The 20,545-nt window shown below is 73.4% G+C and carries 18 protein-coding genes; 11 read left to right on the forward strand and 7 right to left on the reverse strand.

Going from position 1 to position 20,545, the window contains the following annotated elements:
• Window positions 1-29: 29 nt before the first annotated feature.
• The 3 genes from L6E12_RS08600 to L6E12_RS08610 are packed head-to-tail and all read right to left on the reverse strand — an operon-like array spanning window position 30 to window position 1,529.
• A complete protein-coding gene (locus L6E12_RS08600) occupies window positions 30-758 on the reverse strand; it encodes a DUF899 family protein (protein WP_236227348.1) in 729 nt (242 codons plus the stop codon).
• A complete protein-coding gene (locus tag L6E12_RS08605) occupies window positions 755-1,108 on the reverse strand; it encodes a helix-turn-helix transcriptional regulator (protein ID WP_236227349.1) in 354 nt (117 codons plus the stop codon). The genes L6E12_RS08600 and L6E12_RS08605 overlap by 4 nt, the downstream gene beginning before the upstream one ends.
• Entirely contained in the window at window positions 1,098-1,529 is a 432-nt protein-coding gene (locus tag L6E12_RS08610) for an SRPBCC domain-containing protein (protein WP_236227350.1), read from the reverse strand. The genes L6E12_RS08605 and L6E12_RS08610 overlap by 11 nt, the downstream gene beginning before the upstream one ends.
• Before the next feature lie 207 nt (window positions 1,530-1,736).
• On the opposite strand from L6E12_RS08610, the gene L6E12_RS08615 reads away from it, so the two are divergent.
• From L6E12_RS08615 to L6E12_RS08625, 3 genes are all read left to right on the forward strand, one after another.
• A complete protein-coding gene (locus tag L6E12_RS08615) occupies window positions 1,737-3,224 on the forward strand; it encodes an FAD-dependent oxidoreductase (RefSeq protein WP_236227351.1) in 1,488 nt (495 codons plus the stop codon).
• 86 nt (window positions 3,225-3,310) lie between these two features.
• The gene (locus L6E12_RS08620; RefSeq protein ID WP_236227352.1) at window positions 3,311-3,964 is read left to right on the forward strand and encodes a hypothetical protein; all 654 of its coding nucleotides are present in this window, start codon (window positions 3,311-3,313) and stop codon (window positions 3,962-3,964) included.
• Between the two features lie 27 nt (window positions 3,965-3,991).
• A complete protein-coding gene (locus L6E12_RS08625) occupies window positions 3,992-4,969 on the forward strand; it encodes a phosphotransferase (protein ID WP_236227353.1) in 978 nt (325 codons plus the stop codon).
• 65 nt (window positions 4,970-5,034) lie between these two features.
• Here L6E12_RS08625 and L6E12_RS35050 read toward each other — a convergent pair whose 3' ends face one another.
• From L6E12_RS35050 to L6E12_RS08640, 3 genes are read right to left on the reverse strand one after another with little or no spacing between them, the layout of a single operon-like run.
• Window positions 5,035-6,330 (reverse strand): glycosyltransferase, encoded by a 1,296-nt coding sequence (locus tag L6E12_RS35050; RefSeq protein ID WP_308074456.1) that lies wholly within the window; start codon window positions 6,328-6,330, stop codon window positions 5,035-5,037.
• A complete protein-coding gene (locus L6E12_RS08635) occupies window positions 6,324-7,271 on the reverse strand; it encodes a glycosyltransferase (protein ID WP_236227354.1) in 948 nt (315 codons plus the stop codon). Before L6E12_RS08635 ends, L6E12_RS35050 begins: the two co-directional genes overlap by 7 nt.
• Window positions 7,268-8,320, reverse strand: a complete 1,053-nt coding sequence (locus L6E12_RS08640) for a glycosyltransferase (protein WP_236227355.1) — start codon at window positions 8,318-8,320, stop codon at window positions 7,268-7,270. Before L6E12_RS08640 ends, L6E12_RS08635 begins: the two co-directional genes overlap by 4 nt.
• A 71-nt stretch (window positions 8,321-8,391) precedes the next feature.
• Here L6E12_RS08640 and L6E12_RS08645 point away from each other — a divergent pair, with 71 nt between their 5' ends.
• From L6E12_RS08645 to L6E12_RS08670, 6 genes are all read left to right on the forward strand, one after another.
• Complete coding sequence (locus tag L6E12_RS08645; RefSeq protein WP_236227356.1) at window positions 8,392-9,294, forward strand: WcbI family polysaccharide biosynthesis putative acetyltransferase; 903 nt, start codon at window positions 8,392-8,394, stop codon at window positions 9,292-9,294.
• 139 nt (window positions 9,295-9,433) lie between these two features.
• Window positions 9,434-10,534, forward strand: coding sequence for a glycosyltransferase (locus tag L6E12_RS08650; protein WP_236227357.1), 1,101 nt, complete (start codon window positions 9,434-9,436; stop codon window positions 10,532-10,534).
• A gap of 4 nt (window positions 10,535-10,538) precedes the next feature.
• Window positions 10,539-11,558: a glycosyltransferase gene (locus tag L6E12_RS08655; protein ID WP_236227358.1), complete on the forward strand. Its 1,020-nt coding sequence runs from the start codon at window positions 10,539-10,541 to the stop codon at window positions 11,556-11,558.
• 316 nt (window positions 11,559-11,874) lie between these two features.
• A complete protein-coding gene (locus tag L6E12_RS08660) occupies window positions 11,875-12,693 on the forward strand; it encodes a glycosyltransferase family 2 protein (RefSeq protein WP_236227359.1) in 819 nt (272 codons plus the stop codon).
• A 250-nt stretch (window positions 12,694-12,943) separates the two neighbouring features.
• Window positions 12,944-13,309: a hypothetical protein gene (locus L6E12_RS08665; RefSeq protein ID WP_236227360.1), complete on the forward strand. Its 366-nt coding sequence runs from the start codon at window positions 12,944-12,946 to the stop codon at window positions 13,307-13,309.
• A gap of 78 nt (window positions 13,310-13,387) precedes the next feature.
• Window positions 13,388-13,798, forward strand: a complete 411-nt coding sequence (locus L6E12_RS08670) for a hypothetical protein (RefSeq protein WP_236227361.1) — start codon at window positions 13,388-13,390, stop codon at window positions 13,796-13,798.
• Window positions 13,799-13,856: 58 nt separating this feature from the next.
• Here the strand turns inward: L6E12_RS08670 and L6E12_RS08675 are convergent, their stop codons facing one another.
• Window positions 13,857-15,041 (reverse strand): zinc-dependent alcohol dehydrogenase, encoded by a 1,185-nt coding sequence (locus tag L6E12_RS08675; RefSeq protein ID WP_236227362.1) that lies wholly within the window; start codon window positions 15,039-15,041, stop codon window positions 13,857-13,859.
• A gap of 179 nt (window positions 15,042-15,220) precedes the next feature.
• On the opposite strand from L6E12_RS08675, the gene L6E12_RS08680 reads away from it, so the two are divergent.
• Together L6E12_RS08680 and L6E12_RS08685 are read left to right on the forward strand one after the other, a co-directional pair.
• Window positions 15,221-19,354, forward strand: a complete 4,134-nt coding sequence (locus L6E12_RS08680; protein ID WP_236227363.1) for a SpoIIE family protein phosphatase — start codon at window positions 15,221-15,223, stop codon at window positions 19,352-19,354.
• Window positions 19,355-19,440: 86 nt separating this feature from the next.
• Window positions 19,441-20,493, forward strand: a complete 1,053-nt coding sequence (locus L6E12_RS08685; RefSeq protein WP_236227364.1) for a YihY/virulence factor BrkB family protein — start codon at window positions 19,441-19,443, stop codon at window positions 20,491-20,493.
• Window positions 20,494-20,545 lie beyond the last annotated feature (52 nt).

Raw genomic sequence — 20,545 nt, forward strand, 5'->3', positions numbered from 1 at the left:
GGTCGTGCCGCTCACAGCCGGTTTTCCGGTCAGGTGCCCAGGTCGTCGGAGTGGCCCGCGCGCAGCCGGGCCCACTGGGCGGTCGGGCGGCCGTCGAGGGCCTGCCCGTCGCCGGGCGTCCACCCCTGCGACCGGTTCGCGGGCATGTCCTCCCACTCCTCCTGCCTGCCGAAGGCGGTCATGTCCAGCAGCGAGTAGGTGGGGGTCATCGCCTCGACCCCACGGCCGTTGGTCGCGTAGGTCTCGAACACGCGGTCCCCGTGGCGCACGTAGAAGGCGAGCAGGAAGGGGCCGCGCCCGGCGAGCAGGGTCTCGGCGGACTCCTGGGCGGAGTACCAGGGCACGTCCCAGCCCATGAAGTCGCGGTAGCGGGCGCTCTGCTCGTACGGACCCTGGCAGAGGGTGGCGTAGGTGACGTTGCGAGCGTGCAGGTAGGACAGTTCGCGGACCTGGCTGTTGCAGAACGTGCAGCCCGCGCACTGCTCGGCGGCGGGGTGGCCGGTGTGCCACATGTGGAAGTAGGCGATGAGCTGGTCGCGGCCCTCGAAGGCGTCCAGCAGCGTGACCGGGCCGGACGGGCCGACCAGCGGGGCGCCCGCGTCCACCTCCACCATCGGCAGCCTGCGGCGGGCCGCCGCGATCGCGTCGCCCGCTCGGGTGTGCTCCTTCTCCCGGACCAGCAGCGCCTCCCGTTCGGCGGTCCAGGTGGCCCGGTCGACCACGGCGGGCAGGAAGGGGGGTGTTGCGTTGCCGGTCATGGTGCCTCCGGGGTGTCGGTGGTGCGGTCGAGGTGCTCTTGCAACGCGGCGAGCGGGGAGTCCCAGTCGCGGGCCAGCGCGCCGAGGAACTGCTGGGCGACCCGCATCGGCGCGGAGTTCAGCCGGTGGCGCACGCGGCGGCGCTCGCCGGGTTCGGCGGTGACCAGGCCCGCGTCGGCGAGCAGGGCTAAGTGCTTGGCGATCGCCTGGCGGGTGATCGGCAGCCGGGCCGCCAGGTCCGTGGCCGTGGCCGGGCCCCGGGCGGCCAGCGCGGCCAGGATGGCCCGCCTGCTCGGGTCGGCCAGGGCGACGAAGACCTGCTCGGCGACCGCCTCGGGGTCAGGCGGCATCGAGGTGGTCGACCAGTTCGCCGAGTTCGCTCGCCCAGCCCTGCGTGTGCGAGTCGTAGGCCGTGCGATGCGCGTCGTCGGGCAGTTGGGCGAAACCGGTCTCCACCACGGTCAGCCGGGTGCCGTCGCCGAGGGGTTCGAGGGTGAACTCGACGTAGGTGCGGCGGGGGTCGTCCTCGGGCAGCTCTTCGAGGGGCCAGCTAAACCCGAAGGCGGTTGGCTCCTCGACCCGTTCCACCCGCATCTCGACCCGGTGCCCGCCGGTCCAGCTCATCGCCGCCGTGCCGCCCGGCCGCAGGTCGATGCGCGCCTCGTTGCCGAACCAGGTGCCCAGGCCCTCAGCGGTGGTCAGCGCCGCCCACACCCTGGCGGGCGGGTGCGCGAGGTCCAGGGTGCGCTCGATGCGGTCGGGAAAGCCCACGGGTTCCTCCAAGATATGGCAACTGGTTGGTTGCCACACTATGGCAACCGTTGGGTTGCGTCAACGGGAGTCCGGGATTAGAGCGCGGGGGAGCGGGGAATCCTGGCCGCTGGACGCACCACCACGCGCGTGAACTCCGAGGAAAGGCGTCGTCGTGCCGCACTCGCTGACCTGCCGGGCCCACCTCCACGACGCGGAGGTCCGCTCGTGACCACCACCGCCGAGCAGTCCCTGTGGCTGGGTGAGACGACCGTCGAACACCTGCCGCTCACCGGTGAGCAGCAGGCGCAGGTGGCGGTGATCGGCGGCGGCATCGCCGGGCTGACGACCGCGCTGTTGCTGCAACGGCGCGGCATGGACGTCGTGGTGGTCGAGGCCGAGCGAGTCGGCAGCGGGGTCAGCGGCAACAACACCGCCAAGGTCACCGCGCTGCAGTCCACGATGTACTCCACGATCGAGCAGCGCCACGGCGCCCTCGCCGCCGCCGGGTACGCCGCTGCCGCCACGGCGGGCGTGCGCCTGGTCTCCACCCTGGCCGAGGGCATCAACTGCGACCTGCACCGGGCACCGGCCGCGACCTTCGCCTACTCCCAGGACGAACGCGCCAAGGTCGAAGCGGAGATGCGGGCCGCCGACCGGGCCGGGCTGGCGGTCGAGTGGACCGAACAGCTCGACCTCCCGTTCCCGATCCACGGCGCCGTGCGGCTGCCCGACCAGATCGTGCTGCACCCGGCGAAGTACGTGCGCGGCCTCGCCGCCGCGTTCACCGCCGAGGGCGGGCGCATCCACGAGCGCAGCCGCGTGCGATCCGTGTCCGTCACCGCGCCCTACCGGGTGAGCACGGCTGACGGGGCGGTCGTGGCGGAACAGGTGGTCGTCGCCACCCACTACCCGATGCTCGACCGGGGCCTGTTCTTCGCCCGCCTCGACGCCGAGCGGTCCTACTGCATCGCAGCCCGGCTGCGGTCCGGCACACCGCCGCACGACCTGGCGATCAGCGCCGGGAGCGAGTCGTGGTCGTTCAGTCGCCACGGCGAACACCTGATCGTCGGCGGCCAAGGCCACCCGGCGGGGGAGCGGGGCGTCGACGCCGGGCGGTACACCGCGCTCGCCGACTTCGCGCACCGGCACTTCGACGTCGCCGAGGTCACCCACCGCTGGTCGGCGCAGGACCCCAAGCCGTACGACAACCTGCCGATGGTCGGGTCCTACCTGCCGGGGTCGGCGCGGCTGTGGGTGGCGACCGGGTTCGCGAAGTGGGGCCTGGCGATGGGCAGCGTGGCGGGTGAGGTACTGGCGGACCGGATCACCGGGGTGGACACCCCGCACGCGGAGCTGTTCTCCCCGCATCGGGTGAGCCTGCGCAGCGCGCCGACGCTGGTGCAGCAGAACCTGAAGGTGGCCAAGGACATCGTCGGGGACCGGCTCACCACTTCCGATGCCTCCGCCACGGCCGAGGTGCCGGTGGACGAGGGGCGCGTGGTGTCGGACGGAGTGGGGAAGAAGGGGGTGTACCGGGACCAGGCCGGGGTGGTGCACGCGGTGTCGTTGCGCTGCACGCACCTGGGGTGCCTGCTGCGGTTCAACGGCGCGGAACGGAGCTGGGACTGCCCGTGCCACGGCTCCCGCTTCGACGTCGACGGCGCTGTGCTGGAGGGGCCCGCAGTGGAACCGCTGCCCCGCCGCGACCCCTGACGCTCCTGGGACAATGGCGGCGAACTTGCCGTGACCAGGGGAGGCGGGCTGTCGTGGTGCTCGGGAACAGCGGTGACGCGGCTGGCGTGCTGCGTGATCTGGCGGAGAAGATCGCCCGCCAGCCCGCACCACGCGGCACCGGTCGGTACCACTACGTGCGGACATCGGGTTCGTACCTGCACACAGCCCGCGTGCTGGGCGGCACGACCACGGGCGTCGTCGAACAGTCGGAGCGCGAGCAGTGGATCGCCCCGGACGGCTCGGGGCGCCTGGTGGTGACCAGAGGTGGGGAGAGCGTGCAACCCACCGGGGACTACCCGCCTGGAGGGTTGGCGGCCGCGTTCCTCACCGCCGCCGACCCGGACGCGCTCACCGCGCGGCTGCGGGACCGGAACCCGAACGGTTCCACTTCCACGGCGGTGAAGGTGTTCACCGGAGTGTGGAACAACCAGGTCGTGCCTGGCGCACTGCAACGCCTGCTGCTGCTCGACCTCGCGCGCCATTCCGACCTGTACGTCGACAACTCGTTCCGGGGCGCCGGTGTGGCCGTGGGACACCTCGATCCGGAGGAGCCCTTCCAGCGGCTGCTGGTGTTCGACCGGCTCACCGGTTCGTTGCTGGGTGCGGAGACGACAGCGCTCGACGGGGCCGGGGTGCCGGTGCCCACTCCTGCGGTCATCAGCCGCACCGAGTGGCTGCTCTCCGGCCACACCACGACAACCACCACACCGCCGACATGATCGTTGTCGATCACTAGGTTCGGCAGAGTGGAACAACCGCCAGGAGACCTGACCGAGGACGCGGTGTGCCAGGGGCTTCGCCACTTCGGCATCGACGCGCAGGAGATCGCCTATGCCCCGCTCGGGTTCGGCGACCACCACTGGCGCGTTGTCGGCGGGGACGGCAACCGCTGGTTCGCCACGGTGGCCGCGCTGGACCACAAGCCGCACTGCGGGGACGGCACGGCTGCGGCGTTGGACGGGTTGCGCCGGGCCATGCGGACCGCGCTGGCACTGCGGACGTCGGGACTGGAGTTCGTCGTGGCCCCGGTGACCACTGCCGAGGGGGATGTGGTGGTGGGGTTGAGCGCCCGTTACGCGCTCAGCGTGTTCCCGGTTGTCGAGGGCGAGTCCGGGCACTTCGGGCAGGTGCTCGACCCGGCCGAAGGGGAAGCGGTCCAGGAACTCCTCGCGCGTCTGCACTCCACCGCGACACCGGCAGGCGCTCCTCGGTGCCTGCTCGCGCTCCCCGGCCGGGACGGTGTGGCAGCCGCGTTCACAACGCCGCCCGCCGAATGGGACACCGGTCCCCACGGGCCGCCCGCCCGGTCGCTGCTCATGCAGCACGCCGAGGTCATCAATGCCCGTCTCGGCGACTTCGACCGCTTGGCCGAGCGGGTGTCCGCCCGTGGCCACACCGTCGTGACCCACGGCGAACCCCACCCCGGCAACCTGATCCGCACCGACGCGGGCCTGCACCTGGTGGACTGGGACACCGTGGGGATCGCCGTGCCGGAGCGCGACCTGTCGCTGTTGTCCGACGACCCGGCGACGCTGACGACGTACCGGGACCTGACCGGGTACCGGCCCTCCGCGGAAGCCTTGCGGCTCCACCGGCTCCGGTGGGGCCTGATCGACGTGATCGAGTTCGTGGAGTGGTTCCGCGCCCCGCACGCCCACGGCCCGGACACGGACCGGGCCTGGGCGTCGTTCGAGGACACCCTCGCCGCGCTCTCGCGGGACTGACCGCCGCATGATCACCCCCGGCCGAGCACTCTCACCCAGCCGGTCCGTGCCTGCGATTGCGGGGGCTAGGAATGGTCGCGCTTGTCGAAGTAGCCCGCCAGTGTTGCGCGGGGTGGTGGCGGGGGGCCGGTTTTGATGTGGGCGGTGCCGAACTGGTCGCGGATTTCCTCGGCGGAGAACCGGTTTCGCCAGCGGTGGGCGCGGGCGGTGCTGCGGGTGCTGGTGAGCGTGGCGACCTCGTCACCGGCTGCGGTCAGGGTCACCTGCGCGAGGTCCTTGCCCACCAGCAGGTCCATCGCGGCCGTGACAGCACCGGGAGGCAGTGGGCCGCGCGCGTGCAGGCGGGCTCGGCAGCGGCGGAGTTGATCGGAAGTCCACGCCTCGGTCTGCGCGTTGCGGCCGTAGAGTTCCCGAGCTGCCGGGTCGGCACCTGGGGGGAGGCGGACCTTCAGGTCTCGGAAGTCCTGGCGCAGCAGGGAATGGGTGGTGCGGAAGGGGTCGGCGGCCGGGGTCAGGTCCACCAGGACGTCGGGGAGGTCGGCCGGGAGGGCTGCGCCTCGGGTGCTGGGTTCGGGGATGAGGGCGGCCAGGCGGGCGCTCTGGCGGTCCAGTGCCTCGCGGTCGGTGTCCCGGCCCTCCCAGTCGGGGCCGTCGTGCCAGGCGATGGCTGATCGTTCGTGGACCAGGACGGCGCCCGCGTTCCAGGCGCGGTAGCCGAGGTCCCAGTCTTCGCCGCCGTAGCCGGTGAAGCGTTCGTCGAAGCCGTTCAGGTCCTCGAAGAGGGTTGTGCGGCAGGCCAGGAGGGCGCTGATGACGTGGCGGAAGCTGCGGCCGTCGGCGTCGAGGAGGTTTCGGCTTGCCTGGTAGCCCTCGGTCAGCCAGGCGGGTTCGGGGAGGTGGGTGGCGGTGGCGGGGTGGGCGTCCGGTGCGGTGGTGGTGAAGTCCGCGTGCCTGCGGCGGCCGACCGCGAGGGCGTCGGGGGAGCGGGAGACCGTGCGCACGATCTCGCGGAGGAAGTCCGGCTCGGGGACGGTGTCGGCGTCGAGGAAGACCAGGACTTCGCCGGAGCTGTGGCGGGCGCCCAGGTTGCGGGCGGCGGCGGCGCGGAAGCCCCGGTCGGATTGGCGCACGACGTGGGTGGGTGGGCCGCCGGTGGGCGGCGTGGGCGGGGTGGCCGAGCCGTCGTCGGCGATGATGATTTCCAGGGGTGGGGCGGTTTGGCGGTGCAGGGCCAGGCAGGTGCGTTCCAGTTGGCGGGGTTGTTCGTAGTGGGTGACGACGACGCTGACCCGGGGGGTGGGGATGGGGTAGGGGGTGAGGAGGTCCCAGCGGTTGCCGGGTACGAGGACGTCGGTCAGCACGGGACGGCCGCGTGCACCGAGTCGTAGAGCGCCCGGTGGGCCGCGCCGGTGTCCGGCCACGGCGGCGGGTGCGGCAGGGTGGTCCGGGCCGGGTCCGCCAGTGCCGTGGTGATCGCGTCGTCCAAGTCGTCGTAGAGCCAGACCGGGCTGTGGGTGGCGACCTCGTCGGCGTAGTCGCCGTGGGCGGTCAGGGGTGTGCGGCGGCCTGCGAGCCAGGTCAGCAGGGAGCCGCTGGCGCTCACGCCCCGGTTCAGCGCCAGTGGCACCGTCACGGCGGCCACGGCGGACGCCATCTCGGTGTCGCTGAGGGTGCCGGTGATGGTGAAGGGGACTCCGAGGTCCGCGGCCAAGGCGTGCAGGGAGGTGGCCAAGTCGTCGTGTCCGGTGCTGACCGCGCCCATGGCCACCACTGCGGGGCGCGTGGGCTGGCGGGCTGCGGCGGTGATGGCTTCGGCATGTCCTTTTCCGGGGTAGACGAAGCCGAGGACGCCCAGCGTCGGTCCGGTGGCCCACGGTGGGCGGTCACCGGGGGCGGGGAGGTGGGGCAGTGGCAGGTCGATCACCCGCACCGGGCCACCGCCGAGTCGGGCGACCTTGTCCGCCTCGTGCCGGGAGGAGACCACCGCCGCGTCGCAGGCGGCCACGACCCGCCGGTAGGACTCCGCGCGGGCGGCGCCGCGCCGGGGGTCCGGGTCCACGCCGGGCACGTCGTGCAGGGTGACGACCAGTGGGCGCGGGGCCGTCGCCGCCCAGGTCTCGAACGCGGTGGCCGCCGCGCGGGTGTCGGGGCCGTAGAGCCCGTCGGTGAACTGCGCGTGGGCGACGTCGGGGTTCGACTCCACCGCCCGCACGCCGTGGGCCGCCGCCAGGTCGGCCACCAGCGCCGAGTGGCGCACCACCCCGTGCGACGCCGGGCCCGGGGCGTGGAACAGGACCCTCACACCCCCACCTCCTGCCGGACCCCGCTCAGCGCCGCCCGGTAGACCGCTTCGTGCGCGTCCGCCACTTCCCGCCGCTGGCGCAGCCGGTACGCGTACTCGGCCTGCCACACCGGCCGCTCGCGGTGGGCCCGCCGCACCGCCGCGTGCAGCGACTCCGCGTCGAACCCGTCCTCGTCCACCGCGTAGGACAGGCACGGCGCCTGCTCCGCGTAGAAGCCGCACGACGGTGCCACGACCGTCGTCCCCAGGTCGTGGCACGCCTCCAGCCAGCCGGAGTGGGTGCCGAACCGGTAGGGCAGCACCGACACGTCCAGGCCGCGCAGGTACTCCCACAGCTCCTCGTCGGTGAACGGCGGGTGGACCCGCACGTCCAGGTCGGGCAGTGCGGCGGCGACCGCGCGACCCCCGGCGTCGTCGTGGGCGTCCACCCGCAGGTGGGCGCCGGGCAGCGCGGCCACCGCCGCCGCGAGCGCGCGGGCGACCGGGACGGGATCGCTGTTGGCCCGCTTGCTCTTGGCGTGCAGGCCGACCACAAAACCGGGACCGCGCTCCCGGGCACCGGTCAGCAGTTCCAGCGGGACGACGTGCGGGTGCGCGACCACCTCGGGCGTGCGACCCCACCGCTCGGCGATCCGGGCCGCCGCGCCAGGGGTGAGCGTGACCACCGCGTCCGCCGCGGGCACCAGCACGTCGAGCGCGGCGGCGTGCGGTGTGGGATCGGGGTGGTGCGGGTTGCGCAGGTCGTGCACCGTCAGCACCAGCGGGCGCCGGGCCCGGCGGAGCGCGGCGACCAGCTCGCGCAACTGCGCCGGGGTGCGGTCGTCGAAGCCGAAGTGCAGGTGGTAGAGGTCGAACTCGGCCGCGTGCGCGTCCACCCAGGACGCCTCCAGCAGCGGCGATGGCCACCACTGGCCCTCGGGCGCCCCGGGGACGGGCGGGTCCGGCAGCCTGTGGACCACCCCACCGTCCTCGACGGCCGACAGGTGGCGCACGTAGACGTGTCCGGAAGGGACGGAGGCCACCCGGATCGCGGGTGAGGGCACGGGCATTCGCGCGTGTTCCCCGAACCGCCCCCCGCGAAACTTCGGCGACCGGAGCGGACCTGGGGCAGGATCGCGCGGTGGACAACGGGCGACGAGCGCACTACGGCGACTTCTACGCGGCGACCTCCGGCGGTGAACCGGTCGCGGTGGTGCTCGGCAACTGCCAGGCCGAATCGCTGCGCGTGTTACTGGCCAGCTCGCCGACGTTCCCCGTCCCCACCGTCCGCGTCCCGCCCGTGCACGAGCTGACGGCCGACGACCTGCCCGCCCTCGACGCCCTCCTGGGTCGCACTGTGTTGTTCGCGACACAACCGGTCCGTGATGATTACCGGGACCTCCCGCTGGGAACCCGCCAAGTCCTCACTCGACTGCCGCCGAACGCCGCGGTGGTCCGGTGGCCGGTCATCCGCCACTACGGCCTGCACCCGTTCGCCGCGATCGTGCGGCACCCGGACGACCGCTCGCTCGTGCCGCCGGTGGTGCCCTACCACGACCTGCGCACCCTCACCGAGGCCGCCGGGGTGCTCTGGGAACCGGACCTGTCCCCGGCGTCGGTGCGTGCCGTGGCGGCGGCCTCCGTGGCCGACCTCGCCGAGCGCGAACGGCGGGCCGGTGTTGACGTCACCGTCTCCGACCTGCTGCAAGACGCGGGCGCGGCAGCGGCGAACACCCTGAACCACCCGGGGAACCCGGTGCTGATCGGCCTCGCCCGGCGCGTGCAGGGGGCGTTCGGCGCACCCGCCGACGCCGCCGATCCCGGCCGGGTGCTGCTCGACAGCGTGCACGCCCCGCTGACCGAAGCCGTGGTCACCGGGCTGGGATTGGACGTCGAACCGAGGGAGCACTGGATCGTCGGGGGAATGCCGGTCGACGACGCGGAGGTCCGTACGGCCCAACGTCATTGGTACGCCGACCACCCGCGGTGGGTGGAGAGCGGGATGGCCCGGCACGCCGACCGCTTGGCCCTGCTGGGCCGGTGAGCACCCGTTCGAGTTGTGCGCCCGCACCACCCAACCGATGATGAGCGCGCGGACCGCCGCCACCCGGCGCCGCTCCCACCGAACCGGCCGCGCCCCAGTGCGGCGGTTCGGCGCCCGCCGCAGGCAGATCCGGAGGACCATGGCGACTTCACGCTGCGCAGGCACGCGGCCCAGCTCGACGCCGCTGCGCATCGCCGTCATCGCCTCCGCCCGCTACCCCATCCGCCAGCCCTTCGCGGGTGGCCTGGAAGCCCACACCTGGCAGCTCGCGCACCGCCTCGGTGTCCGCGGCCACCGGGTGCACGTCTACGCGGGAGCGGACTCCGACCCGGGGCTCGACGTCCGGGTGCTGCGCGCGCTGCCCGCGCTGTCTCGGGCCGCCCGGCAGGACATCAGCATGCCCGCGGAGTACTTCCTGGCCGAGCACCACGCCTACCTGTCGCTCATGCTCTCCCTGGCCGCCGGGCACGACTACGACGTGGTGCACAACAACTCCCTGCACTACCTGCCGATCGCCATGGCCTCCAGCCTCACCGCGCCGCTGCTGACCACCCTGCACACCCCGCCGACGCCGTGGCTGGAGTCCGCATTGGGCATCGAACCCGGCACGTGCGCCCACTTCGCCGCCGTCAGCCAGCACACCGCCGACGAGTGGCGGGGCAGCGTGCCGGTGAGCACGGTCATCCGCAACGGCGTCGACCTGGACCGGTGGCGACCCGGGCCCGGGGGCGGGCCGCCGGTGTGGTCCGGTCGCGTCGTCCCGGAGAAGGGGCCGGAGGAGGCCATCCGCGCCGCCCGGCTGGCGGGCACCGGTCTGCGGCTGGCCGGGCCGTGCCCGGACCCCACCTACTTCCGCGAGAGGGTGCGGCCACTGCTCGGCGACGGGGTCGAGTACGTCGGGCACCTCGACCACGCCGCGCTCGCCGAACTGGTCGGGTCGGCGAGCGTCGCCGTGGTGTCCCCGTGCTGGGACGAGCCCTACGGCCTGGTCGTGGCCGAGGCGCTGGCCTGCGGCACCCCGGTGGCCGGGTTCGCCAGGGGAGCCCTGCCCGAACTGCTCGACAAGGCCACCGGCGCCCTCGCCGCGCCCGGCGACATGCCGGGCCTGGCCGGGGCGATCACGACCGCGGCCGGGCTCGACCGCGGCGCCGCCCGCCGCCGCGCCGAGGCCACCTGCTCGGTCGAGGCCATGGTGGACGGGTACGAACGCCTCTACCGCGAGCTGGTGCGGGGGGACTGACGCGGTGATCGCCTACTACGTGCACCACCACGGCAGCGGCCACCGGCACCGCGCGGTCGCCATCGCCCGCAGGCTGCGGACCCCGGTCGTCGGGCTCTCCAGCGCGCCCGAGCCCGAGGGCTGGCCGGGGGAGTGGGTGCGCCTGCCCGACGACGCGGACGGGGTGGACACCGCGACCGCGGACGTCACCGCGCACGGCACCCTGCACTGGGTTCCGCTCGGCCACCGGGGGCTGCGCACCAGGATGGCCGCGGTGAGCGCCGTGCTCGCCCGCCCCGACGTGCGCGCCCTGGTCTCCGACGTGTCCGTGGAGGTCGCGCTGCTCGCCCGGTTGCACGGGGTGGCGGTCGTGGTCATGGCGCAACCGGGGGACCGGCTCGACCCGGCCCACCGGCTGGCCTACGACGCCGCCGAGCGGCTGCTGGCCCCGTGGCCCACCCGGCCGCAACCCGGCTGGCCCGCGTCCTGGACGGCCAAGGCGGTCCACCTGGGCGCGGTGTCGCGGTTCGACGACCGGACCGCGCCGGACCCGCCGGAGGCGGGCCGGGTGCTGGCGCTGTGGGGCACCGGGGGGACCGAGGTCGGTGCGGCGGAGGTGATCGCCGCCGCCGAGGCCACGCCCGAGTGGGAGTGGGAGGTCGCGGGACCTCGGTCGAGCGAGGTCGGGCCGGGGAACCTGCGGTGGCGGGGCTGGCTGGCCGACCCGTGGCCCGCGCTGGGCGCGGCGGGGGTGGTGGTGACCCACGCGGGGCAGAACGCGCTCGCCGAGGTGGCCGCCGCCCGCAGGCCCGCGGTGGTGATCCCGCAGCCGCGCCCGTTCGGGGAGCAGCGGGCGACCGCGGCGGCGCTGTCGCGCGGGCGGCTGGCGGTGGTGGTCTCGGCGTGGCCCGCGGCCGAGCGGTGGTCGGGGCTGCTCGACCGGGCGGTGCGCCGCGGTGGGGACCGGTGGTCGCACTGGTCGCCGGGCGACGGTGCCGCTCGCGCCGCCGCCCTGCTCGACGAACTCGGCGGTGCCGCGCGGTGAGCGCGGCGGTCATGGCCTGGGGGTGGGGCTCGCTTGTGGCGGGTCGGAGCTTGGCGGTTGACCGGTGGCCGGGCCTGCTTCGCCGGGCCGTGCGTCGAGGTGGAGACCGGTGGCCGCGGGGCGGCGGTGCCTTGCCTGCGCCGCCTCGGTGGTGCTGCGTGGTGAGCGGGGTGTGTGCGGCGGTCTTGACCATGGTTCGGGAGGGGGATTCGCGCCTGGCAGGTCGGAGCTCAGCGGTTGATCGGTGGTGGGGCCTGCTTCGCCGGGCCGTGCGTCGCGGCGGGGACCGGCGGCCGCGGGGCGGCGGTGTCGCGTGGTGAGCCGGACGGCGGTCGTCACCATCACCCGGGGGCGGGAGCGGCACCTGGCGTTGCAGTGCCGGGGTCTGGCCGCTGACCCGCCGGACCTGCACGTCGTCGTGGGGATGGGGGAGCGGCCGGAGCCGCCCGCGGTTCCCGGGTGCGAGCAGGTCGTGGTGGTGCTGCCGGACGACGGTGGACCGCTGCCCCTCGCCGCCGCCCGCAACCGGGGGGCGGACGAGGCGATGGGGGCGGGCGCGGAAGCCCTCGTCTTCCTCGACGTGGACTGCATCCCGGGTCCGCGGGCGATTTCGCGCTACCGGGAGGCGATCAGCGCCGCGACCGAGCCCGCACTGTTCTGCGGGCCCGTGGCCTACCTGCCACCCCCACCACCCGAGGGGTACCCGGCGACGGGGCTCGCCGCGCTGGCACCACCGCACCCGGGCCGCCCCGCCCCGGATGACGGGGTGCTGGTGCCCGACGACCGCTTCGAGCTGTTCTGGTCGCTGTCCTTCGGGGTGTCGGCGCAGAGCTGGCGGAGCTGGGGCGGTTTCCACGAGGACTACCGCGGCTACGGCGCGGAGGACACCGACTTCGCCCTCACCGCCGCGGCGGCGGGCGCCCGGCTGTACTGGCTCGGCGGCGCCGACGCCCACCACCAGTACCACCCGCCGACCCGGGAGACACCGGCCCGGGCCGCGGAGATGGTGCACAACTCCCACCTGTTCCGCCGCCGCCACGGGTACTGGCCGATGCGCGATTGGCTGCACGACCTCGCCCGCGGCGGCCTGGTCGACTTCGACCCGGACGCCGACGTGCTGCGCCTCCGCGACTGAGCGCTGCCCGGCGCCGAGTCGATCACGGCGACAGCGGACCCATCCCGAAGGAACTGATTAATCGACGGCAGATCCGGCCCAAGCGAACCGATTAATCACCGCACCCCGTCGCGCCTACCCGCCACGGCTGGGAGACGGCAACCACAGCCAGCAATACCTTGTTGCTTCCATTCCTCGGCTGTAGTTGGACTTCAGTTCCGAGCACGAATCGGCTCGGAGCACTAGGGTTTGCCTAGATACTGGGGGTATCATGAGCAAAGTGGTTCGTTTCTTTTCCCTGTTCGCCGTGCTGGTGGCGGCGATGTCCATCGCGCCTGCCGCCGCGGTGGCGGATACGGGTGGCCCGACCGTCCTCACCGGCTGCAACTTCACCGTCGCCAAGATCGAGATGTCCGCTCAGATCCAGCGGAGCCGTTGGTACGGCTGGGAGACCATGGCGACCGAGACCAATGTCGGCTACAACCTGCCCAGCCTGCCCAATGACGTCACCTGCAACTGCGGGGGCACCGGTGTTCACGACTTCCGGGTCGTGGCGTCCGGTGTGATCACCCTGGCCAACGGCACGTCGGCCAGCGCCTCCGCTTTCGACGACCTTGCAGGCGTCAACTGCGGCTAGGCGCACTGATCTGGAAAGGCGGGTACGCGGTCACCGGCCGCGTACCCGCCCTATTCCACCCTCTGTGAGAATAAGGACATGTTCAACAATTTCACCATCACCGCACGAAATGCGGTCCTGCACGCGGGCTTCCGCGCAAAAGCGGAGAAGAGCGACGAGGTCCACGCGGGCCACCTCCTGCTCGGCGTGATCGACGCCGACGGCATCGGAGCCGCGGCGCTGGGCCAGGACGCCGACGCGGTGCGGCGGCGGCTGGGCACAGCGCCCATCCGCTGGTCAGCGTGGCGGCGCTGGCGGAATCGCCGCTTCGAGCCGCCCCTGTCGGCCGACGCGAAGCGCGCTCTGGAAGCGGCGGAACGAGCGGCCGGGGGATCGATCGACTCCGGACACCTCGCGCTCGGTGCACTGGAGGTCGTCGCCCTGCCCGTGGACGGCGTAGCCGAACGCGCTGCCGAGCGGCGGGCAGCCGAAGCGGAGCCGACCGCTTAGCCCGAGTTTCCAGCCAGAGCGCCGGTCAGCGGGTGCGGCCGCCGTAGGTGCGGTGGGGTCAGGGCGTGAACAGGACCTTGACCGCGCCGTCCTGCTTGCGCTGGAACATGTCGTACGCCTCGGGGGCCTGCGACAGCGGGACCTTGTGGGTGGCGAAGGTGTCCACACCGAGCGGGTCGTCATCGGTCAGGTGGGGGATGATGTCGCCGACCCAGCGGTGGACGTTGGCCTGGCCCATCCGGAGCTGGATCTGCTTGTCGAACATCGTCAGCATCGGCAGCGGGTCGGCCATGCCGCCGTAGACGCCCGCCAGGGAGATGGTGCCGCCGCGGCGCACGATGTCGATGGCCAGGCGCAGGGCCTCCAGGCGGTCGACGCCCGCGGTGCGCATGAACTTCTCCGCCAGCGCGTCCGGGAGGAAACCGGTGGCCTGCTGGGCCAGCTTCGCCACCGGTGCGCCGTGCGCCTCCATGCCCACCGCGTCGATCACCGCGTCGGTGCCGCGGCCGTCGGTGAGGTCGCGCACCGCCTCGGCCAGCTTCGAGCCGTGCTCGCGCAGGTCGAGGGTGCGCACGCCGCGGGCGGTGACCCGGGCCAGGCGCTCGTCCACCAGGTCGATGCCGACGACGTCCTCGACCCCGTGCAGGCGGGCGATCCGGGTGCACATGTCGCCGATCGGCCCCAGGCCGATGACCGCCAGGGACCCGCCCTTGGGCACGGCCGCGTACTCCACCGCCTGCCACGCCGTGGGCAGCACGTCGGACAAGAACACGAACCGCTCGTCCGGCGGGCCCGCCGGGACCTTGATCGGCAGCCGGTCGGCGAACGGCACCCGCAGCAGTTCCGCCTGCCCGCCCGGCACCGCGCCGTAGAGCTTGGTGTAGCCGAACAGGGAGGCACCCATGCCCTGGTCGCGCACCTGGGTCGTCTCGCACTGCGAGTGCAGGCCCTGCCCGCACATGAAGCAGTCGCCGCAGGAGACGTTGAACGGGACCACGACGCGGTCGCCCACCTTCAGCGACGTCACCCCGGGGCCGACCTCCTCGACGATGCCCATGGGTTCGTGGCCCAGGATGTCGCCCTCGGTCAGGAACGGGCCCAGCACCTCGTACAGGTGCAGGTCCGAACCGCACAGCCCGGACGAGGTGATCCGCACGATGGTGTCGGTCGGGTCCTGGATCACCGGGTCCGGGTGGGTGTCCACCCGGACGTCCCGCTTGCCGTGCCAGGTCACTGCCTTCATGGTGCCCTCCGGGGCGGATCTGGGTTCAACCGTTGCCCCCGCTTACCCGGTGGGGGCACGGGCAAACGCCGGTGTCGCCCGTCCGGTGTGCGCGACGCCCCCGGATGCGGCAGGGTGAGACGATCTCATCGGGCCCTCGCGACCGCAGGTCGGGGACATGTCGGGGAAGGACCTCCGTGGTGCGTGCGCAGGGAGAGCTGGAACTGTTCTTCCCGGGCAGCGGTGAGATGGCCCGGCGGATGCGCGCCCACCCGTGGGCCGACACCCCGCTGGGTGAACCCGCGGACTGGCCGGAGAGCCTGCGCACCTCGGTGCGGATCTGCCTGACCTCGCGGTTCCCCATGATCGTGTGGTGGGGGAGCGAGTTGCTGTTCCTCTACAACGACGCCTACCTGCCGTTGCTGGGCGACAACCACCCGGCGCTGGGCAAGCCGGGGTCGCGGGTGTGGACCGACATCTGGCACATCATCGGGCCGATGCTGGAGTCGGTGATGCGCACCGGGGAGGCCACCTGGTCGCAGGACATGATGCTGCCGACCGCCCGGCACGGGTACCTGGAGGAGACCTACTGGACCTACTCCTACAGCCCGGTCCTCGGCGACTCCGGCGAGGTGCTCGGGGTGTTCACCGCCGTCAGCGACACCACCGAGCAGGTCGTCGGCGAGCGGCGGCTGGCGGTGCTGCACGACCTGGGCGCGCAGACCGGCCGGGCGCGCACCGTCGCGGAGGCGTGCCACCTGGTGGCCGACGTGCTGCGCCGGGCGGAGTCCACGCTGTCCTACGCCGCGCTGCACCTGCGCGGCCCCGACGGGCTGCGGTTGGCCGCGGCCAGCCGGGACGAGACCGGGGACGGCGACCCGTGGCCGGTGGCCGAGGTGCTCGCCAGCGGGGAGGCGGTGCCGCTGGACGACGTGGCCGAGCGCGCGCCCTGGCTGACGACCAGGGACTGGGCGCAGCGGCCGAGCGAGGCGCTGGTGCTGCCGCTCACCGGGGAGACCGGCGGGCGGACCATCGGGGTGGTCGTGCTCGTCGCGCACGCGGGCCGTAGGCTCGACGAGGCGTACCGGTCGTTCCTGACCCTGGTGGCCCGCCAGACCTCCGACCTGGTCAACGCCGCCATCGCCTACGAGGCCCAGCAGCGGCGGGCCGAGGAACTGGCCGAGCTGGACCGGGCCAAGACGCTGTTCTTCTCCAACATCAGCCACGAGTTCCGCACCCCGCTGACGCTGATCATGGGGCCGTTGCAGGAACTGCGGACCGCCGCCGCGGCGGCGGGCGACGATCGGGCGAGCGCGGAGCTGGAGGTGGTGCACCGCAACGGGTTGCGGCTGGGCAGGCTGGTGAACACGCTGCTGGACTTCTCCCGCATCGAAGCGGGCCGGATGCGGGCCCGCTTCACCCCGGTGGACCTCGGGGTGCTGACGGCGGAGCTGTCGAGCGTGTTCCGATCGGCGGTGGAGCGGGCGGGGCTGGACTTCGAGGTGGACTGCCCGCCGCTGCCCGACGCGGTCTACGTGGACATCTCCCTGTGGGAGAAGGTCGTGCTCAACCTGCTGTCCAACGCGCTCAAGTTCACCTTCGACGGCGCGATCCGGGTGCGGACCGCCGTCGAGGACGGGCACGCGGTCGTGACCGTCGCCGACACCGGCATCGGCGTCGCCGAGGACGAGCTGCCCCGGCTGTTCGAGCGCTTCCACCGCGTGCACAGCGCCCGCGCCCGCTCCGGGGAGGGCAGCGGCATCGGCCTGGCGCTGGTCCGCGAGCTGGTGGGCCTGCACGGCGGCACGATCGACGCGCAGAGCCGGGTGGGCGTGGGCACCACCTTCACCATCCGGGTGCCGCTGGGCGCCGACCACCTGCCCGCCGAGGACGTGGCACCCGCGGGCGAGCGCGCACCGTCCACCACGGACGCGGACCCGTACGTGCAGGAGGCCCTGCGGTGGCTGCCGGACGCGGGCGCCGGGGCGGGCGACGGGGCGCCGGTGACGCTGCCCGACGTGGGGGAGTCCGCGGCCGTGCGGGCGCCGCGGCGGGCGCGGGTGCTCGTCGCCGACGACAACGCCGACATGCGCGACTACCTGGCCCGGCTGCTGCGCGCGGGCGGCTACACCGTCGACCTGGCCACCGACGGGGTCAACGCCAGGGAGGCCGCCGTCGCCGACCCGCCGGACCTCATCGTCAGCGACGTGATGATGCCCCGGCTCGACGGGCTGGAACTGGTCGCCGCGCTGCGCGAGGAACCCCGCACCGCCGCGGTCCCGGTGCTGCTGCTCTCCGCCAGGGCGGGGCAGGAGGCCTCCATCGAGGGCCTGGCCGCCGGGGCCGACGACTACCTGGTCAAGCCGTTCTCCGCGGCGGAGCTGCTGGCCAGGGTGCGTGCCAGCGTGCAGCTCGCCCGGCAGCGCAACCACCACACCCGCTGGCGGACCGCGCTGGTCGACTCGCTGCACGAGGGGTTCTTCGTCTGCGCCGACGACGGGTCCGTCGTCGAGGCCAACGCCTCGTTCGGCGACATCCTCGGCTACGGCGTGGAGGGCCTGCCGTACCGGCCGCCGCACCCCTGGTGGCCCGACCCCGACGCCGACCCCGACGCCCACCGCCGGGTGCGGGAGGTGTTCGACAGGGTCACGGCCGACTCGGCGGACACCTGCGAGCTGCCCGCGGTCCACCGCGACGGCCGCGACCTGTGGATCTCCGCCTCCTTCGCCCCGCTGGAGGACCCGGAGACCGGCAAGCGGGTGGTGGTCGGCACCTTCCGCGACATCACCGACGAGCACCACGCCATCCAGCGCGAGACCGCTCTGGCCCGGCTCAACGCGGCCCTGTCGCAGGCCGACACCGCCGCCGAGGCGGTGCGGACGGTGCTGCCCCTGCTGCGCGAACTCTGGCGTGCCCACCACGCCCTCGCGGTGACCTTCCGGCGCTCGGGCGACCCGGAGGTGTTCGGCGACGGCGGCGACTTCACCGGGCCGGTGGAGTGGGAGCGGCTGGACCAGGGGACCCGCACGGCGATGCTGGACGTGGCCGGGCTGGCGCCGCTCACGCCCGCGATCAGCCCGGAGGGGTTCGTCGCCATCGCCATGGAGCACCCGGACGGCATCCTGGGCATCCGGATCGACCTGCGCGGGCGCCGCCGCGTCGGGGCCGAGGACCGCACCCTGCTGTCCCTGCTCGCCGGGCGCCTCGGGCAGGGGGTGCAGCGCGCCCACCAGATCGACCAGCAGCGCGAGGCCGCGCTGGCGCTGCAACGGGCGATCCTCGGGCCGCCGCTGCTGCCGATCGGCATCGCCGCCCGCTACGAGCCAGCGACCCGACCGCTGAGCGTGGGCGGCGACTGGTACGACACGGTGGAGCTGTCCGACGGCCGGATCGGCATCGTCGTCGGCGACTGCGTGGGCAGCGGCCTGCCCGCGGCCACCGTCATGGGCCAGTTGCGCAGCGCCTGCCGCGCCCTGCTGCTGCGCTCGGCCGACCCCGCCCGCACCCTCGACGACCTCGACCACTTCGCCACCAGCCTGCCCGGCGCCACCTGCACCACCGTGTTCTGCGCGGCGCTGGACGCCCGCACCGGGCACCTGACCTACGCCAGCGCCGGGCACCCGCCGGGCGCGGTCGTGCTCCCCGACGGCACCACCCGGCTGCTGGACGGGGGGCGCTCGGTGCCGCTGGTCGTCGACCCGGCGCCGCGGCGGACCGCGGCGGAGTTCGTCGTCCCCGCCCGCGCCACCCTGCTGCTCTACACCGACGGCCTGGTCGAGCGCCGCGGCCACTCGGTGGACGACGGCGTCGACCAGGCGGCCTCGGCGCTGCGCTCGGGGCGGGCGAAGTCCATCGACGACCTCGCCGACCACCTGATGGGCGAACTGGCCCCGGACCTGGGTTTCGACGACGACGTGGCGCTGCTGCTCTACCGCCACCCCGGCCCGCTGGAACTCACCTTCACCTCGGCCACCGGCGAGCTGGCCCGCATCCGCGCCGCCTTCGGCGACTGGCTCGACCGCTGCGCCATCGACCCCGAGCAGGCCACCGACATCATGGTGGCGGTCGGCGAGGCGTGCGCCAACAGCATCGAGCACAGCGACCAGGCCTCCACCGACACCGCGGTCCTGCGCGCCACCGCCACCCCGGACACCCTCACGGTCACCGTGACCGACAAGGGCCGCTGGCGCCCGCCGAACCCGTCGCCGGAGAGCACCCGGGGGCACGGGCTGACGTTGATGCGCGGGCTGGTGGACGAGGTGGCCATCGACAGCCCGGACACCGGCACCACCGTGCGCCTGCGCGTCGACATCGCCGTCGACGGCCGGGTTTAGGCACTGGTCGCCGGGGTCACCGCCGACACGTGTTTTGCCCGGCGCGGACGGCGGTACTCGGGGGGCAAAACCCTGTGGAGGTCCCCATGCCCGCCGAGGCTGAAACACCCACTGACCTGCCCAAGCGGTCGTGGAAAGACACGTTGGTCCGCACCGGCAAAGGTGTGGTCAAGGACAACCTGACCGACTGGGCCGCCGCCCTGACGTACTACGCGGTGTTGTCGCTGTTCCCGGCGATCATCGTGCTGACGTCCATCACGGCGATGCTCGGCCCGTCAGCCACGCAGAACCTGACCGACAGCATCAACGACCTGGCACCCGGTGAGGCGGCGAAGATCCTCACCGGCGCCATCGAGGAGTTGCAGGGCAGCGCGAGCATCGCCGGTCCGATCGCGATCATCGGTCTGCTCGGTGCGCTGTGGACGGCCAGCGGGTACGTCGGCGCATTCATGCGGGCGTCGAACTCGATCTACGAGATGCCCGAGGGCCGCCCGGTGTGGAAGACCATCCCGATGCGGCTGGGCCTCACCGCCGCGGTCGTCCTGCTGCTGGCGCTGTGCGCGGCCGGTGTGGTCGCCACGGGTGGCATCGCGGAGAAGATCGGGTCGGCGCTCGGGATCGGGTCGACCGGGGTGATGGTCTGGGACATCGCCAAGTGGCCGGTCATCGCCGTCCTGGTCTCCATCGCCATCGCGCTGCTGTACTGGGCGTCGCCGAACGTGCGCCAGCCCGCGTTCCGCTGGGTCACCCCCGGTGGCGTGGTGGCCGTGCTGGTCTGGGTCGTCGCCTCGGCCGGGTTCGCGCTGTACGTGGCGAACTTCAGCTCCTACAACAAGACCTACGGCTCGCTGGGTGGTGTGATCGGTTTCCTGGTGTGGCTGTGGATCTCCAACCTGGCCATCCTCTTCGGCGCCGAACTCGACGCCGAACTGGCCAGGGCACGCGCCATCGACCACGGGCTGCCGAAGGACAAGGACCCGTTCCTGCCGCCGCGCGACACCCGCTCCCTCGACGACGCCGAGAAGGCCGCGGTCGCCGACATCCCCGAGCAGGCCGACCACCGCGGGTCCGACTCGCGCGAGTCCGACGACGTGGCGAAGGCGGGCACCGGCCGCGATTCCGACCGCGCCCGGGATTGACCCCGACGCACGAGCAACCCTGACTCGAATGGTGGACACCGCCGGACCCGTG

Source organism: Actinokineospora sp. PR83, from assembly GCF_021056305.1.
Taxonomy (GTDB): Bacteria; Actinomycetota; Actinomycetes; order Mycobacteriales; family Pseudonocardiaceae; genus Actinokineospora; species Actinokineospora spheciospongiae.

Excerpts from the sequence above, each read along its gene's own strand:
- L6E12_RS08600 (WP_236227348.1), bottom strand. The coding sequence starts at position 758 with ATGACCGGCAACGCAACACCCCCCTTCCTGCCCGCCGTGGTCGACCGG.
- L6E12_RS08605 (WP_236227349.1), bottom strand. The coding sequence starts at position 1,108 with ATGCCGCCTGACCCCGAGGCGGTCGCCGAGCAGGTCTTCGTCGCCCTG.
- L6E12_RS08640 (WP_236227355.1), bottom strand. The coding sequence starts at position 8,320 with ATGCCCGTGCCCTCACCCGCGATCCGGGTGGCCTCCGTCCCTTCCGGA.
- L6E12_RS08650 (WP_236227357.1), top strand. The coding sequence starts at position 9,434 with ATGGCGACTTCACGCTGCGCAGGCACGCGGCCCAGCTCGACGCCGCTG.
- L6E12_RS08665 (WP_236227360.1), top strand. The coding sequence starts at position 12,944 with ATGAGCAAAGTGGTTCGTTTCTTTTCCCTGTTCGCCGTGCTGGTGGCG.
- L6E12_RS08670 (WP_236227361.1), top strand. The coding sequence starts at position 13,388 with ATGTTCAACAATTTCACCATCACCGCACGAAATGCGGTCCTGCACGCG.
- L6E12_RS08675 (WP_236227362.1), bottom strand. The coding sequence starts at position 15,041 with ATGAAGGCAGTGACCTGGCACGGCAAGCGGGACGTCCGGGTGGACACC.
- L6E12_RS08685 (WP_236227364.1), top strand. The coding sequence starts at position 19,441 with ATGCCCGCCGAGGCTGAAACACCCACTGACCTGCCCAAGCGGTCGTGG.